Raw genomic sequence first — 17,455 nt, 5'->3', positions numbered from 1 at the left:
TGCCCCCCGTACTCAGACCGTGCGCACCGGCACGCGACGCGCCAGGGCACAGAACAACTCGTAGCTGATGGTACCGGCAGAGGTGGCGACTGCATCGGCCGGCACACCGTCTCCCCAGAGGACCACCGGACTGTCGACCCCGGTCTCCGGCAGATCGGTCAGGTCGCAGGCCAGCATGTCCATCGACACCCGTCCCAGCGTCCGGGTTTGCTGACCGGCGACGGCAATCGGCGTCCCGCCTGGCGCATGCCGCGGATAGCCGTCGGCATAGCCGCAAGCGACGACACCGACGCGCGTCGGCCGGTGCGCGACAAAAGTGCCGCCATAACCGACCCGCTCTCCGATGCCGATCTCCTGCACCGCCAGAATCCGGCTGCGCAGCGTCATCACAGGCTTGAGCTCCAGGCTGGCGGCATCCTGGTCGGCGAACGGACTGCCGCCATAGAGCATGATTCCCGGTCGCACCCAGTCGTGGGCGGTCTGCGGGTAGCGCAGGATCGCCGCCGAATTGGCAACGGAAACCGCAAAACCGGCGGCTTCCGGCCAGGCGGTGGTCATCCGGGCAAAGCGTTCGAGTTGCCAGGCGATGCAGGCCTCGCCCCCGGCAGCATCGGCCTCGGCGAAATGCGTCATCAGCGTTACCGGGCCCAGCGCCGAAGCCGCCGCCATAGCGGCCAGCTCACACCGGACTGCCGGCAGTTGTGCCTCGCCGAGACCCAGGCGATTCATCCCGCTGTTGAGCTTGAGATAGATTGGCAGCCGCAGACCTGCACGTCGCAGGCTCTGCAATTGTTCAAGGCGATGGATGACCACGGAGAGACCATGCCGAGCGCAAACCGCCAGGTCTGCGTGCTCGAAGAATCCTTCGAGCAGGAGAATCGGTTGCCGAATTCCGGCCTCGCGTAGCGTCACCGCCTCGTCGAGATCGAGAAGTGCGAAACCGTCGGCGAGATCGCCTAGCGCCGCCGCAGCGCGCAGCAAGCCGTGGCCGTAGGCGTTGGCCTTGACCACTGCCCAGGCCTTCGCCGCGCCGGCACCGCTGTGGGCGTGTTTCCTGGCGACCAGATAGTTGTGACGCAGTGCGGCAAGATCGATACAGGCTTCGATTGGGCGTGGCATCAGACGGACAGCTCCCGCAATTTTTTCCTGGCGAAGTCGACAAAGGTGAGCACCACTTTGGAGCGAAATCGGTCCTTGGGATAAACCAGCGACAGCGTGCGTTTCAGACGTGGTCGCAGCGGAACGGCGATCAGCGTCCCGAGTTGCCGCTCCTTCTCGAAACTCGCGCGTGACACGATCGAGCAGCCGAGGCCCGTCGCGACCACGCCCTTGAGTGCTTCCGGGCTCGACAGTTCCATCAAAATCCTGAGATTCTCAGGCTCGACGCCGCAGGCTCGCAGGTAGTCGTCGGTGACTTCGCGGGTACCGGAGCCTGGCTCTCGGGCAATGAAGTCGTGTGTCAGCAGGCCGCGCGCATCGACTTCGCCACGCCTGGCCAGCGGATGATTGGGCGTGCACACGACCTGCAGTTCATCGTCACCACAGATCTCACTCTGCAGGCTCGGGTGATTGGCGTGCGACTCGATCAGCCCGATGTCGAGCGTGTGTGCAGCGATGGCGTTACCGATCGCTTCCGAATGCGCGACGGTCAAGCGTGCCCGAACCTGCGGGTGACGCACATTGAATTCGCCGAGGATCGGTGGCAGCATGAACTCCGCAATCGTGGTGCTCGCGCCGACCAGCAGACTGCCGCTCATCTCCCCGGTCATTTCGGCGACGCGGATGTCGAGTTCGTTGGATAGTCCGAGGATACGTTCAGCGTAGTCGAGCACCAGTTCACCGGCCGGCGTCAGCGAGATGCGTCCGCCTCCCCGGTCAAAAAGGCGTGCATTGAAGCGCTCTTCGAGTTGTTTGATCTGGAAGGTCACGGCCGGCTGAGTCATGTGCAGCGCCTCACCGGCTTTGGTGAACGAAAGGTGCCTGGCCACCGCATGAAACACCTGTAAACGACGATCAGCCATCAGTCATCCCCTTGTTTCGACTTATGCGCAGATTCAATCACAAATCCGCGCCGCCGGCCAGTGAGCAGATAGCCATGTTGGTCTACCCGAATAGCGCATGCCGAAACCCTTCCCCATGCCCGCAAACCTCGCACGTCGCAAGGTGCAGGCTCAGAATGCCCTGGCAGATCTGCATCGACGCCGCCGGGAACGTTTCCGTGGGATGCTCGGTCCAGCGAGTCGTGCGTGCGGCAAGCCCGGCAGTGCTAACGGTCATTGCAGTTGCCGCCGCCCCGGATGATGAAAGAAGATGCGGGTTGGGAAGCGGCGGGTAGAGGTCGCGCAACATTTTGGCGGCTCGACCCCGCAAGCTAACGTGACCCGCTGAACCGACTCGTACCCCGGATTGCTGCCATCGAGCGCACACATTAAAAGGGCCGTTGGCGACCTGTCGCCTTCAGGCAATTTCGGTTCTGGCACCCACCGCCTCCCGCGTTCAAGTTTATGGCGAAAGGAGACGGTATGGAACTGGTTCCGATCCACAAGCGGGTCATTGGGCTGGATATTCATCAGGCCCAGGTCACGGCGTGCGCGATCATCGAGGAATCGGGCGGCGAGACACGACTCGAGCAGCGGCAATTTGGCGCGTTCAAACGGGACCGGCGGGAGCTGGCGGTCTGGGCGGCGGCGCTTGATCCGGACGAAGTCGTCATGGAAAGCACGGGCATCTACTGGAAGAGTCCGTATGCGGCGCTGGAGGCGGTCGGTATCCGGGCGACGGTGGTCAATGCCCGTCACGTCAAGCAGGTGCCGGGACGCAAGACGGATGTTGGAGATGCCCAGTGGCTGGCCACCCTGGCGCGAGCCGGTCTGCTCCGAGGGTCTTTCGTGCCGCCGGCCCAACTGCGCGAACTGCGTCTGATCGCCCGGCAACGGCAGAAGCTCGTCGGGCTGCTCTCGTCCGAGAAGAACCGCATGCACAAAGTGCTGACCGATGCCGGCATCCGTCTGGGCGTGGTGGTCAGCGATATCCATGGTCAGTCGGCACGCGCGATGATCAAGGGGATTCTCCGGGGGCAGGCTCCGCATGAGGTTCTTCAACGCGCCAGTCGACGTCTCAAAGCCAGCCGCGAGGAATTGCACGATGCCCTGCAGGGCGAATTGACCGCGAGTCACGTGTTCGTTCTTGACGAACTATTGCGGCATATCGAGGAACTCGAAGCGCGCATCGCCCGTTTCGACGCCCGCCTGCTCGCCGAATTGGCGAGCGAGCACAATGCGCTCGCCCTGCTGCAAACCTTACCTGGCGTCGATCTCATCGGCGCCGCCATGCTGCTCGTCGAGATCGGCAGCGACATGAGCGTCTTCGGCACCTCGGACCGCCTAGCCTCCTGGGTTGGCCTCTGTCCGGGCAACAACGAGTCGGCCGGGAAGCGCAAATCGGGACGCGTCCGCAAGGGCAATCCCTACGTCCGCCGACTCCTCTGTGAGTTCGCTCACGCCGCCAGCCGCACAAAATCGGCGTTCCAGGCCAAGTTCCAGTCGTTGATCGTTCGTCGTGGTCACAAACGCGCCATCGTCGCTTTGGCTCACAAAATGTTGCGCACCATTTTTTTCATGCTCAAGCGTGGCGAACATTACCGGGATTCCGCCACCAACTATGAGCAGCTCTCCGTGCAGCGCAACGCCTCTCGCTGGATCAAGGCGCTAACTCGCTTCGGCTTCATCCCCGCAGCCGCTTGATTCACGACAACCGATCTCCATGACCGCTCGCGGTCAGGTACCCGTGCGCTTGGAGACTGGGTTCTTTCACATTAACAAGTTGCCGGCTTTCATGGTATAAGGCCTGCACTTCGAGAACGGGCGCATTCATCACATCCAATGCCTTTCGGCTTCTACATCATCATGGCGGCGCAGTTTTTTTCGGCGCTGGCCGACAATGCCCTGCTCATCGTTGCCATCTCGATCCTGCGCGAAATGCACGCGCCCAGCGAATATGAACCGCTGCTCAAGACTTTCTTCACGGTTTCCTATGTCGCGCTGGCGGCCTTCGTCGGCGCTTTCGCCGACTCGATGCCCAAGTGGCGGGTGATGTTCATCAGCAATGGCATCAAAATTATCGGTTGTGCGATGATGTACTGGGATGTTCACCCGCTGCTCGCCTATGCGGTGGTCGGTCTCGGTGCGGCCGCCTACTCTCCGGCCAAGTACGGGATACTTACCGAGTACCTGCCCCACCGCCTGCTGGTGGTCGCCAATGGCTGGATCGAGGGTCTGACGGTCGGAGCAATCATTCTCGGTGTCGTCGTTGGTGGTACTTTGATCCAGCCCGCGGTGGCCAGCAGCCTGCTGACCATCGACTTCCCAGTCATAGACACCGGCGTCGACAGCATCGGCGAGATGTCCCTATGCTTTGTCGCCACGTTCTACCTGTTGGCCGCGCTGTTCAACATCTACATTCCGGACACTGGCGTCGATCACCGGGTCCTGCACAAGAATCCGTGGTATCTGGTGCGCGAGTTCAATCATTGCCTGGCACTGCTGTGGCGGGACCGCCTGGGTCAGGTTTCGCTGGCGGTCACGACGCTGTTCTGGGGTGCCGGCGCGACGCTGCAGTTCATTGTGATCAAGTGGGCCGAAAGCGCCCTGCAGCTCGGCTTGTCGAAGTCGAGCATGCTGCAGGGCGTGGTCGCCGTCGGGGTTGCCCTGGGGGCAGCCGGCGCGGCGAGAATGATCACCTTGCGCAAATCGGTGCGCGTGATTCCACTCGGGATCGCCATGGGGATCATTGTTCTAGTGATGAACTTCGTGCATCACCTGTGGCTCGCCGTGCCGCTGCTGGTCCTGATCGGCGCCCTCTCCGGTTTCTTCGTCGTGCCGATGAACGCTCTGCTGCAGCACCGGGGCCACATCCTGATGGGGGCCGGACATTCGATTGCTGTGCAGAACTTCAACGAGAACCTGTCAATCCTTGCCCTGACCGGTTTCTACTTTCTGATGATCCGCGCCGACTTGTCGATCTATCTGGTGATCACCCTGTTCGGCGTCTTTGTCAGTGGTGCCATGTGGCTGGTCAAAGGCCGCCATGAAGCCAATCAGGAAATCCACGACGACGTCAGTCAACTCGACGACAGCACACACTGAACTGTGCCCATTCGCGGCCGGGCATTGAGCCGTTTCACGCCAGCCACGAAACGTTTCAGGGTGGTGTTTCACATGGCGGCATAAACCCCTATACTGCGCACACTGCATGCACCAATATGGCGAATAATGTCCAAAATCACCATCGATCGTTATGATCTTGCACTGCTCGACGCCCTGCAGCGCAAGGGCAACGCCACCAACGCCACGCTCGGCGAACAGATCCGTCTGTCGGCGTCGCAGATCAGCAGACGTATCCAGCGTCTGGAGGAAGACGGGGTCATCGCCGGCTATGTGGCGTTGCTCGCCCCCTCGGCGCTGGGCCTGGGGATCACCGCTTTTGCGCAGGTGATCCTGGAGCGGCACGGGGAAGCCGCCAGTGAAGCCTTTGAAAACGCGGTGGCGGCAATGCCGGAAGTAACGGACTGCCTTTCGGTAAGTGGTGACGCAGACTACATGCTGCGCATCGTCGTTCCCGATCTGGCCGAATTTTCGGAACTGATGATGAAACGCCTGCTGCGCCTGCCTGGTGTCGCCCGCATCAAGACCAGCATTGCCCTGCAGACGATCAAGCAGACGCACGTCCTGCCGCTTGATCACCTGACGCAGCCGAACAAGCCGCGTCAGCGCGTGCGTTATGCCGAAGGCTAGAGCAGCAGCGGTGCATCCGGTAACTCGTTGGAGTTTTCAGCAGACGCGGCGAAGTGCTCAGCCAACGCCTCGGTGATCGTCCGCAGCGCCAGCAGCGTACCACCCTCGAAATCCCCAGTCCGGAAGGCGGCTTCCATATCCCGGCAGACGCGCTCCCAGTATGGTTGCCCGACCTTGGCGTTGATTCCCCGGTCGGCGACAATTTCGACACGCCGGTCGATCAGTTGCAGGTAAATCAGTACGCCGCTGTTGTGCTCGGTGTCCCAGACCCGCGTCTGCGCAAACAGCTCAACCGCCCGTGCACGCACCGACTGGGCGTGCCAGAGCGCGGCCAGTGGCAGATTGGCTTCGATCACCACGCGCAACTCGCCTGAATGTCCTGACTCAGAGGATTTGACCGCCTGCTCGATCGTGCTGAGCAGGCGGGGTGGAAATTCACGCAACACCCACCAGTGCGGCAGCAACAGATGGCGGAACAGTCTTCTCAGATACATCACCAGTCTCCCGATGCGCCGCCGCCGCCAAAGCTGCCGCCGCCGCCCGAAAACCCGCTCTTGGAACCACCCCCGCCGCCCCAAGATACACCACCCGACGACCAGCCGGCCCCACCCAGCATCCCGAGAAACAGGGATATCACGCACGCCACGAAACCGAGCAAGGCGGCGACCAGTACCGAGGAGATCAGCATCGAAGCAATCACCCCGGCGGCAACACCGACCATGCCGGCGGCCAGAAGACGTCCAAAAATCGCGCGCAGCACGCCACCAACCACGAATACCAGGACGAAGCCGACAAACAACAAGGTTTCGAAGTTGTCGTCGCTGTCGGCACGCCGACTGGGAGCAACGCCTGGCGGCGGCAGCGGTTCGCCGCCGATCACCCGGATCATCGCGTCGATCCCCGCGTCGATACCACCAGAGAAGTCTCCCAGTTTGAAGCGCGGGCTGATCGTCTCGCTGATGATCCGTTTCGCTGTGGCATCGTTGAGCGCTCCTTCGAGGCCGTAACCCACCTCGATACGCAGTTTCCTGTCCTCCTTCGCCACCAGCAGCAGCGCGCCGTCGTCAACACCCCGGCGACCCAGCTTCCACGACTCCACGGCGCGTAGCGCGTATTGCTCGATGGACTCGGGTTTGACCGTCGGGACGATCAGTACGGCAATCTGCGACCCCTTGTTGCGCTCGAAGGCCGCCAGCTTGGCCTCCAACTTCCCCTTCTGATCGGCGGCCAGTGTGCCGGTCAGGTCGGTGACCCGCGCTGCCAGCCCAGGAATCGCCTGCTGTTCGTCGCCGGCGGCGAGCCCCGCGCCGAACAGCAGGAGCAGGCCAAACAGCCAGGCCAGCAAGCGCCCAGGAAGCCCTGGCATTGATTAGTAACTCGGTGCGGGCGCGGTCTTGCCGCCTGCTGCAGGATTTGCAGGAGCAGGTGCCGCTGGGGCTGGCCTGGTGAAGTCGACCTTCGGCGCCGTCGAGATCGCTTTCTCGTTGTCGACACTGAAGTTTGGCTTGACCGTGTACCCGAAAATCATCGCCGTGAGATTGTTCGGAAAGGTGCGCACAGACACGTTGTAGCCTTCAACCGCCTTGATGTAGCGGTTACGAGCCACGGTGATGCGGTTCTCGGTCCCTTCGAGCTGTGCCTGCAGGTCACGGAAGGCGGCGTCGGCCTTCAGTTGCGGATAGTTCTCCGCGACCACCAGCAGTCGTGACAGCGCGCCGGAAAGACCCGCTTGCGCCTGCTGAAATTTTGCAAAGGCTTCCGGATTGTTGACCAGTTCCGGCGTCGCCTGAATGGCACCAACCTGTGCGCGCGCCTGCGTCACCTGCGTCAGGACGTCCTTTTCGTGGCTGGCGTAGCCCTGCACCGTACTGACCAGATTAGGGACCAGGTCGGCCCGCCGCTGGTATTGGTTGAGCACCTCGGACCAAGCCGACTTGATCGCCTCGTCGCCACTCTGAAAAGAGTTGTAGCCGCAGCCGGACAGGAATCCGGCGAGCATGACAAGAATGGCCAGAATTCGCATACGCATCACAGATTCTCCTTTACTCGGAATCAACAAGACAACTTCCAGATGGCGGTTTTCGTTCGTTTCTCAAGGGGCAAGCGGACCAGCAGGGCCGACAGGGCTCTCGGCCGCAGACGCTTTCTCCATCCGCATCAGGGCACGGGCGCGGCACAGGTCTTCCCATGCCTTCGCCTTGTCAGGCAGTGTACGGAGCAGATACGCCGGGTGATAGGTCACCACCACCGGAATCCTGCGCCCATTGCACTCGGACGCAGGAAACTCGAATGGCTTGCCACGTAGAGCACCCAGCGGACCTACGTTACCGAGAACCGCGTGTGCCGCCGCGCGGCCGAGCAGCACAATCAGTCGCGGCTGCAGGAGCGCAATCTGACGTTTCAGATAGGGGGCACAGGCGGAAATCTCGGCCACCTCCGGTGTTCGATTATTTGGCGGGCGGCATTTCACGGCGTTGGCGATGTAGACATCCTCGCCACGGCGCAGGTCGATCGCCGCCAGCATCGCATCAAGGAGTTTGCCGGCCGGTCCCACGAAAGGCTCGCCGCGTGCGTCTTCCTCGGCGCCGGGGCCTTCGCCGATGAACAGCCAGCCGGCTGACGCGTCGCCAACACCAAGCACCGCCTGCTTCCTCCCCTGGCAGAGCGCACAGGCGTTGCAGCCCGCAACGCTCTGCCGCAGTTCATCCCAGCCCATACGGGCAATCGCCACTGGTCTGGCCGCCGCCGGCGCCGCAACAGGAGTGGACGGGGGTCGGCGTGCAAGATCCTCGCGCGACTCTGGAATCGATTCGGCGGGCGGTCTGGCCGGTGTTACGTGGCGGGTGACCGCGACTGTGGGCTGCGGGCGCAACTGCCACAACGGCGACAGCCCGATCTCGCGCAACAACTCCGCACGCGTCAGACGCGCAATGGGCGGGTTGCCGGTCATCACGCCGAAACCTCAGCCAGATCATGCTTCATCACCAGCGCGTCCTCGGTTCCGTCGGTCGCCTGGTAGTATCCGCGGCGTACGCCGACCTGCTGAAAGCCGAAGTTTCGATAGAGTGCCAGCGCCTTGCCGTTCGATGGACGCACTTCCAGCCACAAGATCAACGCCCCCGCCTGGCGTGCCACGCGCATGGCATGCGATAGCACACGCGCACCAAATCCCATCCCCTGCCGCTTCTCGGCGACAGAGATATTGAGCAGGTGTGCCTCGTCGACGGCGATCATCAACACGCAGTAGCCTACCAGCTCACCGGTCACGCGACACCCCCAGGCACTGTAGCCGGAAGCGATGGAGTCCAGGAAATTCCCCCGCGTCCAAGGAAACGGATGGACGCGATTCTCGATAGCCAGCATTTCGTCGATGTCGCCACCGCCCATCCGCAGCATTTCCACGCGCGGTGCGAGGACGGCGCTCACGCCTTGCCACCGATGGCCAGGCGCTCGACCACCGTCAGCGCCACCTTGTTGCGGACGTAGATCGGAGCCGCTGCCGCGGCATCGACGCTTTCGCCACGCGCCAGACGTGGTGCGGCGAGGCGCGCGACGGCGCCGGCATCGGGCATCAACTCGGGAAGCCAGCCGCTTACGCAGCCAGCCAAGCGCTCACGCAGCACCGGATAGGCCGCGAGTCCGTTGCCGCATGCCAACCAGCCACCCGAGTCCGGGAGCGGCAGCGCCGACGGCTGACAGACCACCACTTCGCCGAGCGGCACGCTATCGGCAAAACGGCCGTGATAAACCTCGCCCATGCGTGCGTCGAGCAGGATAATCACTTTTTCCCCACCACTGGCCAGAGCCATGGCCTCAAGCGTGCCGACCGGAATGACCGGCAAGGCGTGCGCAAATGCCAAGCCCTGCGCCACGCCGCAGGCGACGCGCAGCCCTGTAAATGAGCCGGGACCGGCAGCAAACGCGATCCCGCCCAGGTCGGAAAACCCCAGGCCCGCTTCGTGCAGCGTACTCCGGATCAGCGGCAGGAGGGTTTCGGAGTGGGACCGGCCAGCCGGGCAGTAACGCCGCAACAACTCGCCGTCGCGCCAGATGGCAATGCTGCCGAGATCGGTCGAAGTCTCGATGGCCAGGAGATTCATGCGACGTATTTTACCCCGCCTTATCACCGACTGCGCTCGTTGCGCGTCCCAACTGCGGAGGGCAAGGTCAGCAGTACCGAGCGATGCGCCCTCGCTTCGCGGTACCGATGGCGACGGGCGGTGGCAAACCGGGTGGTCGCTTGGTCGGTCCCCAGCTTTCCCGATACAATGGCAGGGACTTCCAACGATGCGCCGCCAGCGCGTCCACCTGACAACCACAGCATAGAAAGTCCCGCAATGAAAGTACTATTTTTGACGCGAGAGTACCCTCCCTACGTCTACGGCGGAGCCGGTGTTCACGTCGAGTATCTGTCTGGCGAACTCGCCAAGCTGATGCATGTCGAGGTCCGCTCCTTTGGTGATCAGGATACCGTCAGAGAGGGTGTGCGGGTCCGGGGTTTCCCGTTCGGCAAGGGCAGTTTTGCCCACGTCGACAAGAAGCTCAGCGGCGCACTCGACACCTTCGAAACCAACCTCGAGACCCTCAGCGAGCAGGTTGACGCCGATCTGGTGCATGTGCACACCTGGTATGCACACCTCGGGGGTATCCTGGCAAAGACCCTGTACGGCATCCCGCTGGTGCATACGGTCCATTCGCTGGAGCCGCTGCGTCCGTGGAAGCGCGAGCAGCTTGGCTGTGGCTACGACATGTCGTCGTGGATCGAACGCACTTCACTCGGTATGGCCGATGCGGTCATTGCCGTCTCGCAGGGAACCAAGGACGACATCCTGGCGCATTTCGACATCGACCCGGCGAAGATTACGGTGATCTACAACGGCATCAATGTCGAGCAGTACCATCCAACCGAGGACACGACCGCACTGGAAAAATACGGCGTCGATCCACAAAAGCCGATCGTTCTTTTCGTTGGCCGGATCACGCGCCAGAAAGGCATCGTCCATCTGGTGAATGCGGTCCAGTACATCAATCCCACAGCTCAGATCGTGCTCTGTGCCGGCGCACCCGATACCAGGGAGGTGCTCGCGGAGATGGAAGCCGCGATCAGGCACATTCGCCATGAAGGTTTCAACAACGTGATCTGGATTCAGGAGATGGTCACCAAGGAGGAGGCGATCGAACTGTATTCGCACGCCACGGTCTTCTGTTGCCCGTCCATCTACGAACCTTTCGGGATCATCAATCTCGAAGCCATGGCCTGTCGAACGGCCGTCGTGGCGAGTTCCGTCGGGGGCATCAAGGAGGTCGTCGTCGATGGCGTCACCGGCTTCCTGGTACCCCTCGAGCAATGGCATGTGGCACCGTTCGAGCCCGTCAACCCGGATGTCTTTTCGCGTGATCTGGCGACGGCCATCAACAAGGTCCTGGACAATCCGGAACTCGCCGAATCCATGGCCGCGGCAGGTCAGCAGCGCGCACGCGAAGTCTTCAGTTGGTCGAGCATTGCGCAGCAAACCAAGAATCTCTACGATTCTCTGGTGAAATAATTCCCCTGCGCTCGAACGGACTACGGCGTCGCTTGCCGGTGCATCGAGCGGGTTTACCCACCGACGGTCCGGATGGGCCGTCCAGATTCACGTTCCACCGGCGTCTGCCGGCCTGGCTGGCGCCAGACTTAGGAGCAGCATGATGGTTCCCAAAGAATATCCTCGTGTGATCATAGAAGCAGTCGAGCCAAGAGTCGACGGCGGACGCTTCCCCATCAAGCGCGTGGTCGGCGAGAAAGTGGTCGTCAGCGCCGACATTTACAAGGAAGGCCACGACAAGCTGGCTGCCGCCCTCAAGGTGCGCCAGATCGGCCACAAGCAGTGGCAGGAAAGCCCGATGACGCAGGGTGACAACGACCGCTGGTACGGCGAGTTTACCGTCACTGCGATCGGTCGATGGGAGTACACCATTGAGGCTTACGCCGAGCGCTACCTTTCATGGACCGACGAAATCGGCAAAAAGAACATACCGGGTGCCAACCTTACCAGTGAACTGCTGGAGGGGCTGGTAATCCTCAAAAGGTCTGCGGCCGTCGCGCAAGGCGAGGATCGCGTACGCATGCACAGCGTCATCGCCGCGATCGAGAGCGCACTCGCTGCTGGCGAGCAGCAGGGCGCTGTAGACCTGGGAGTCGGCAGTGTGATGCGCAGCATGATGGCCAGCTACCCCGATCGCAGCGAGGGCTACGAACTGGCGCCAGCGTTGCCGATCATGGTCAATCGGCCAATCACCCGCTTTGCTGCGTGGTACGAGTTCTTTCCGCGCTCGCAGTCCAATATGCCGTACCGGCATGGCACCCTGCAGGACAGCATCCGTCGTCTGCGCGAGATCAGGACGATGGGTTTCGATGTCGTGTATCTGCCGCCGATCCATCCCATTGGACACAGTTTCCGGAAGGGCAAGAACAACAGTCTGACGGCCGTTCCGGGCGATGTCGGCAGCCCGTGGGCGATCGGCAACGAGAATGGCGGTCACATGGCGCTTGAGCCACAGCTCGGAACCTGGGACGACTGGGACCAGTTTGTCGGCACCTGTCGTGAACTGGGTATCGAGATTGCGCTCGATTATGTGATGAACTGCTCACCCGACCATCCCTACGTGGCCGCGCATCCGGACTGGTTCTTCCATCGCCCCGATGGATCGATCAAATACGCCGAGAACCCGCCCAAAAAATACCAGGACGTCTATCCGCTCAACTTTGGCACGACTGACCGCAACGGCTTGTGGGAGGAAATGCTCAGGATCTTCCTGTTCTGGGTAGACAAGGGGGTGACCACCTTCCGCGTCGACAATCCGCATACCAAACCCGTACCGTTCTGGGAATGGGTGATCGGCGAAGTCCATCGGCAGCACCCCGAAGTCATCTTTCTGGCCGAAGCCTTCACCAAGCCAAAGATGATGAGGCTGCTGGCAAAGGTAGGCTTCGCACAGTCCTACACCTACTTCACCTGGCGCAACCACAAGCATGACCTCAGCGAGTATGTCAGCGAACTGACCTGTGGCGAAATGAAGGAGTACTTCACCGGCAACTTCTTCGCCAATACTCCCGACATCCTGCCGCCGATTCTCCAGTACGGCGGTCGCCCGGCGTTCATCATGCGCGCCGTACTGGCAGCCACGTTGTCAAGCGTTTACGGCATCTACAGCGGCTACGAGCTGTGCGAGAACGAAGCCATTCCCGGCAAGGAGGAATACCTCGACTCGGAGAAGTACGAGATCAGGATGCGCGACTGGAAAGCGCCCGGCAACATCGTCCACATCATCACCCGCATCAACCAGATTCGCCATGATTCGCCGGCCCTGCACTCTTACAACAACGTGCTCTTCCTCGCTGCCGACAACCCCAATCTCATGGCCTATGCCAAGATGAACGAGGACCGGTCGGACATCATCGTTTGCGTGGTCAACCTCGATCCGTTCCACAAACAAGTGGCAACGCTGCACGTGCCACTGGGCACCTTTGGTATCGGCGAGGACGAACAGTATCAGGCGCACGACCTGCTCTCGGACGAGCGCTACCGCTGGCGCGGGCCAACCGCCTACGTCGAACTCGACCCGAGCACCAAGGTGGCACACATCATCAAGATCCGTCGCTGGTAGAAGGCAGCGTCGGGGGCGCACGCAGTACACGCGCTCGCGGAACGGACGGGGCAGCAGGGCGGGGCTGCCGCCCCCTGCCCTGCCGGCAACCGCTCAATCTGCTCCAGCCGCGGCGCGTCTGAACTGCATGTCCTCTCCCGACAGGTCGCTGAGTTCAATGCGCACCGGCTTCACCTTCCATATCTCGTCGCAGTATTCACGGATCGCCCGATCGGAGGAGAAGAACCCGGAACGGGCAACGTTGAGAATGGACATTCTCGACCAGCGCTCGGGATCCAGGTAGGTTTCCGAAACCCTGGCCTGACAATCGATGTACGACTGGAAGTCGGCAAGCAGCATGTACTCGTCGTGATTGAGCAGGTTGTCAACCATCGGCCGGAAGACCTCGCGATCGCCGCGAGTGAAGAAGCCGGCGGCAATCAGGTCGATGACCTCGCGCAGGTGCGGGTTGGCCTCGTAGTAGCTGCGGGGCCGGTAACCCCTGCTCTTGAGTTCCATGACTTCGGGAGTGGTCATCCCGAACAGGAAAAAGTTGTCTTCACCAACCTCCTCACGCATCTCGACGTTGGCACCGTCGAGCGTACCGATGGTAAGCGCACCGTTCATCTGGAACTTCATGTTGCCGGTCCCTGATGCTTCCTTGCCGGCAAGCGAAATCTGCTCGGACAGATCGGCGCCAGGGAAGATCGCCTGGGCATTCTTGACGTTGTAGTTCGGATAGAAGACGACCTGCAACTTGCCGCGCATCGCGGGGTCGCGACTGATCAGATCGGCGACGGCGGTAATCAGCCGGATCATCATCTTGGCGAGTGCGTAGCCTGGAGCAGCCTTGCCGCCGAAAATCACCGTGCGTGGCGCGACATTCAGGTTCGGATTGTCCTTGAGGCGCTTGTACAGGGAAACCACGTGCAGCAGGTTGAGGTGTTGCCGCTTGTATTCGTGAATGCGTTTGACCTGGATGTCGAACATCGACGCCGGGTCGACATCCACATGCGCGTTGCGTTTCATCTCGCGCACCAGGTGTTCCTTGTTGCCGGCCTTGATCCGCCGCCAGGCATCGCGGAAAGCCGGGTCGTCGGCGTACGGTTCGAGTTCCCGCAGCCGACCCATATCGGTAGGCCAGCCGCTGCCAATCGTGTCGCTGATCAGGGTCGACATCGTCGGATTCGCCAGGAGGACGAAGCGCCGCGGCGTCACGCCATTGGTCTTGTTGCTGAATTTTTCCGGCCACATTTCGTGGAAGTCCTTGAGGACATCGGATTTCAGCAATTCGGTGTGCAACCTCGCCACCCCGTTTACCGCGAAGCTGCCGGCAACCGCCAGATTCGCCATGCGCACATAGCGTGGCCCATGTTCATCGATCAGCGACATCCGGGCGAGGCGCGCGTCGTCGCCAGGAAAGCGAATGCGCACCTCGTCTAGGAAGCGCTCGTTGATCTCACAGATGATTTCGAAATGTCGCGGCAGCACGCGCCGGAACAGATTCAGCCGCCACTTCTCGAGCGCTTCAGGCAGCAGCGTATGGTTGGTGTAGGCAAAGGTCTTGCGGGTGATTGACCAGGCCTGGTCCCAATCCATCATGTACTCATCGACCAGCAGGCGCATCAGTTCCGCCACGGCGATCGACGGATGCGTGTCGTTGAGCTGGACGACGAATTTTTCATTGAAGAGATCAAGGTTCTGTTCTCGTTGCAGTTGCAGACGAATCATGTCCTGCAGTGAGCAGGAAACGAAAAAGTACTGCTGCTCGAGCCGCAACTCCTGCCCGGCTTCGGTTTCATCGTTCGGGTAGAGCACCTTGGTGATGGTTTCCGAGGAGATCTGGGCATCGACCGCCTGGTAGTAGTTGCCGGCGTTGAATGCGGCAAAATCGAAGGTCTCGGGCGCCTCGGCGCTCCACAGCCTGAGCCGGTTGGGCGTGTTCACCCCGTAGCCAAGCACTGGCATATCCCAGGCTGTACCACGTACGACTTTCCCCGGCACCCATTGCACACGCAGGCGGCGACTGCCCGTCGCTTCGTACTGATGCTCGGTGTAGCCACCGAGCTTGACCTCGAAAGCGATGCTCGGACGGTGAATCAGCCAGGGACTTCCGGAACGTAACCACTTGTCGGTCAGTTCCACTTGCCGGCCATCGCGGATCGCCTGCGTGAAGATGCCGAATTCGTAGCGGATCCCATAACCAATGGCGGGAATTTCGAGCGTTGCCAGGGAGTCCAGATAACACGCGGCCAGGCGCCCGAGGCCGCCGTTGCCGAGGCCAGGTTCCTCCTCCTGATCGAGCAGCATTTCCAGATCGAGGCCGAGTTCCCGCATCGCCTGCTCGGCGTTGTCGAAGATGCCGAGATTGATCAGGTTGTTTCCGAGCTGCGGGCCAATCAGGAATTCGGCTGACAGGTAGCAGACGGTACGGCTGCCCTGGTCGCGGTAGGTGCGTGCGGTTTGCACCCAGCGTTGCAGCAGGCGGTCGCGCACGGCCTGGGCGAGCGCGGCAAAGCAGTCGTGCCGCGTCGCAACTTGTGGAAAGCGTGCCTGCTCGTACACCAGCTTGTCGAGCAACGCACGCTTCAATGCATCCACACCCAGCCCTGTGCGCCGATCCTCGCGCCCCACCAGAAGATCGGGATCCGCCTGCACAGGCGGTACATTTTCAGGTTGTATCTTGTCGTTCATGTCAACACCCCCGTGTTCGTGCCGTTCATTCCAGTATGAGAAATCGTTGATCCTTGTCTGACGATCCACGTCAGCGGCGAGTCTATAGCATTGTTTGCAAGCACGCACTGGGGGCTGCTGTCCAGAAAAATCTGATCATGCACGCTGGCTCGCGAATGACCCAGCGAGACCGGACAGCGGTTCACGAGGAAGTGGGCGCGGGGAACCCCGGCCTCGTGACCTGGGCGCAGGTGGCCACTCGGCCATGCCGGGTTGACAAGGGCGAGGTCTTCCCGACAGGTCCCTGGACGGGTACACTGAGAGCCCATCGTCGGCAGCTGGCCTGCGATGGCCATCATCGAGCGATACAGGACCATGACCCGCCTCATAGACCGGATTCCCCCGCCCGTCGAACGCGCCCAGGATACCCACTCTCGGTATCACCAGGCAGCAGACACGATCCTACCGCGGACATCGCCTTGCGGAGGGCGGTAATTTGGAGAATCCGATGATGCCAGTTTGCCCTGACAAGGCCGGCAACTTGTCCAATGATCCATTCCGGGTACCATGGACCAGCGACTTCGTCAAAGACCACTTCGGCCTGTCGATGGTCCTGAACGTCGGCCAGGCGCGACAGGTCTTCCGTTGGGTGGCGCCGGCCTGTTTTCTGATGGGATCACCGCCTGACGCTGCGGATCGGGGCAGTACTGAATTGCTGCACGAAGTCACACTGAGCCACGGCTTCTGGCTTGCCGAAACCGCATGCACGCAGGCATTCTGGCAGGCGGTATGGCCGGTGAATCCGAGCCACTTCCAGGACCACCCGCAGAACCCCGTGGAGAACGTCAGTTGGCACGACGCACAGGGCTTCATCGCCGAGTTGAACCGGCGCCTTCCAGGATTGGCGGCGCGCCTGCCAAGCGAAGCCGAATGGGAGTGCGCTTGCCGGGCCGGCACGACGACGCCGTTTTCATTCGGCGACCTGATTGATCCCGAGCAAGTCAACTACCACGGCGGTTATCCGTGTGCCGGCGGAGGAAAGGGGCTGTACCGCCAGCGGACGGTGCCGGTGGCCTCACTCCCGCCGAACGCCTGGGGCTTCTACGAGATGCACGGTAACGTCTGGGAATGGTGTGGCGACTGGTATGCCGATTACCCTTCGACGCCGCAACTCGACCCGCGTGGCCCGACCTTCGGCAAGATGCGTGTGCTTCGCGGGGGTACCTGGAGTGACCCTGCCCGCTACGCTCGCTCGGCCAATCGCAGTCGAATTGAACCCGCCTATCGGCCGCGCAGCAGCGGGTTCCGGCTCGCCATCGGGTATCGCTGAGTGTTTCCGGCCAGCGCGGGTTGGGGATCACAGC

15 protein-coding genes are annotated in these 17,455 nt (G+C 61.7%); 6 read left to right on the top strand and 9 right to left on the bottom strand.

What is annotated here, in order from left to right; genetic code table 11:
- Positions 1-12: 12 nt before the first annotated feature.
- Positions 13-1,119 (bottom strand): alanine racemase, encoded by a 1,107-nt coding sequence (gene alr / locus AC15MQ_RS05080; protein WP_483079509.1) that lies wholly within the window; start codon positions 1,117-1,119, stop codon positions 13-15.
- Positions 1,119-2,021, bottom strand: coding sequence for a LysR family transcriptional regulator (locus tag AC15MQ_RS05075; RefSeq protein WP_287671397.1), 903 nt, complete (start codon positions 2,019-2,021; stop codon positions 1,119-1,121). Before AC15MQ_RS05075 ends, alr begins: the two co-directional genes overlap by 1 nt.
- Before the next feature lie 501 nt (positions 2,022-2,522).
- On the opposite strand from AC15MQ_RS05075, the gene AC15MQ_RS05070 reads away from it, so the two are divergent.
- From AC15MQ_RS05070 to AC15MQ_RS05060, 3 genes are all read left to right on the top strand, one after another.
- Positions 2,523-3,743, top strand: a complete 1,221-nt coding sequence (locus AC15MQ_RS05070) for an IS110 family RNA-guided transposase (RefSeq protein ID WP_332335577.1) — start codon at positions 2,523-2,525, stop codon at positions 3,741-3,743.
- Positions 3,744-3,881: 138 nt separating this feature from the next.
- Positions 3,882-5,144 (top strand): lysophospholipid transporter LplT, encoded by a 1,263-nt coding sequence (lplT, locus tag AC15MQ_RS05065; RefSeq protein WP_287651763.1) that lies wholly within the window; start codon positions 3,882-3,884, stop codon positions 5,142-5,144.
- 126 nt (positions 5,145-5,270) lie between these two features.
- Entirely contained in the window at positions 5,271-5,792 is a 522-nt protein-coding gene (locus AC15MQ_RS05060) for an Lrp/AsnC family transcriptional regulator (protein ID WP_287671393.1), read from the top strand.
- Here AC15MQ_RS05060 and AC15MQ_RS05055 read toward each other — a convergent pair.
- From AC15MQ_RS05055 to tsaB, 6 genes are all read right to left on the bottom strand, one after another.
- A complete protein-coding gene (locus AC15MQ_RS05055) occupies positions 5,789-6,286 on the bottom strand; it encodes a TPM domain-containing protein (RefSeq protein ID WP_483079508.1) in 498 nt (165 codons plus the stop codon). The genes AC15MQ_RS05060 and AC15MQ_RS05055 overlap by 4 nt on opposite strands.
- The gene (locus AC15MQ_RS05050) at positions 6,286-7,158 is read right to left on the bottom strand and encodes a TPM domain-containing protein (RefSeq protein WP_483079507.1); all 873 of its coding nucleotides are present in this window, start codon (positions 7,156-7,158) and stop codon (positions 6,286-6,288) included. Before AC15MQ_RS05050 ends, AC15MQ_RS05055 begins: the two co-directional genes overlap by 1 nt.
- Before the next feature lie 3 nt (positions 7,159-7,161).
- A complete protein-coding gene (locus AC15MQ_RS05045) occupies positions 7,162-7,821 on the bottom strand; it encodes a LemA family protein (RefSeq protein WP_287671389.1) in 660 nt (219 codons plus the stop codon).
- A 63-nt stretch (positions 7,822-7,884) separates the two neighbouring features.
- On the bottom strand, positions 7,885-8,742 hold the full coding sequence (locus AC15MQ_RS05040; protein WP_483079506.1) for a uracil-DNA glycosylase: 858 nt from the start codon (positions 8,740-8,742) through the stop codon (positions 7,885-7,887).
- Positions 8,742-9,218 (bottom strand): ribosomal protein S18-alanine N-acetyltransferase, encoded by a 477-nt coding sequence (gene rimI / locus AC15MQ_RS05035; protein WP_287651756.1) that lies wholly within the window; start codon positions 9,216-9,218, stop codon positions 8,742-8,744. The genes AC15MQ_RS05040 and rimI overlap by 1 nt, the downstream gene beginning before the upstream one ends.
- On the bottom strand, positions 9,215-9,892 hold the full coding sequence (tsaB, locus tag AC15MQ_RS05030) for a tRNA (adenosine(37)-N6)-threonylcarbamoyltransferase complex dimerization subunit type 1 TsaB (RefSeq protein ID WP_483079505.1): 678 nt from the start codon (positions 9,890-9,892) through the stop codon (positions 9,215-9,217). The genes rimI and tsaB overlap by 4 nt, the downstream gene beginning before the upstream one ends.
- Before the next feature lie 237 nt (positions 9,893-10,129).
- Here tsaB and glgA point away from each other — a divergent pair, with 237 nt between their 5' ends.
- Both glgA and AC15MQ_RS05020 read left to right on the top strand, forming a co-directional pair.
- Positions 10,130-11,338, top strand: coding sequence for a glycogen synthase (glgA, locus tag AC15MQ_RS05025; RefSeq protein ID WP_483079504.1), 1,209 nt, complete (start codon positions 10,130-10,132; stop codon positions 11,336-11,338).
- A 166-nt stretch (positions 11,339-11,504) separates the two neighbouring features.
- Entirely contained in the window at positions 11,505-13,439 is a 1,935-nt protein-coding gene (locus tag AC15MQ_RS05020) for an alpha-1,4-glucan--maltose-1-phosphate maltosyltransferase (RefSeq protein WP_483079503.1), read from the top strand.
- Between the two features lie 93 nt (positions 13,440-13,532).
- Here AC15MQ_RS05020 and AC15MQ_RS05015 read toward each other — a convergent pair whose 3' ends face one another.
- Positions 13,533-16,112, bottom strand: a complete 2,580-nt coding sequence (locus AC15MQ_RS05015) for a glycogen/starch/alpha-glucan phosphorylase (RefSeq protein WP_483079502.1) — start codon at positions 16,110-16,112, stop codon at positions 13,533-13,535.
- A 487-nt stretch (positions 16,113-16,599) separates the two neighbouring features.
- On the opposite strand from AC15MQ_RS05015, the gene AC15MQ_RS05010 reads away from it, so the two are divergent.
- Complete coding sequence (locus AC15MQ_RS05010; RefSeq protein WP_483079501.1) at positions 16,600-17,421, top strand: formylglycine-generating enzyme family protein; 822 nt, start codon at positions 16,600-16,602, stop codon at positions 17,419-17,421.
- Positions 17,422-17,455: the final 34 nt, after the last annotated feature.

Source organism: Candidatus Accumulibacter propinquus (assembly GCF_056856495.1).
Note: the sequence above shows the minus strand (reverse complement) of the source record. Positions and strands in the feature narration are given on the sequence as shown.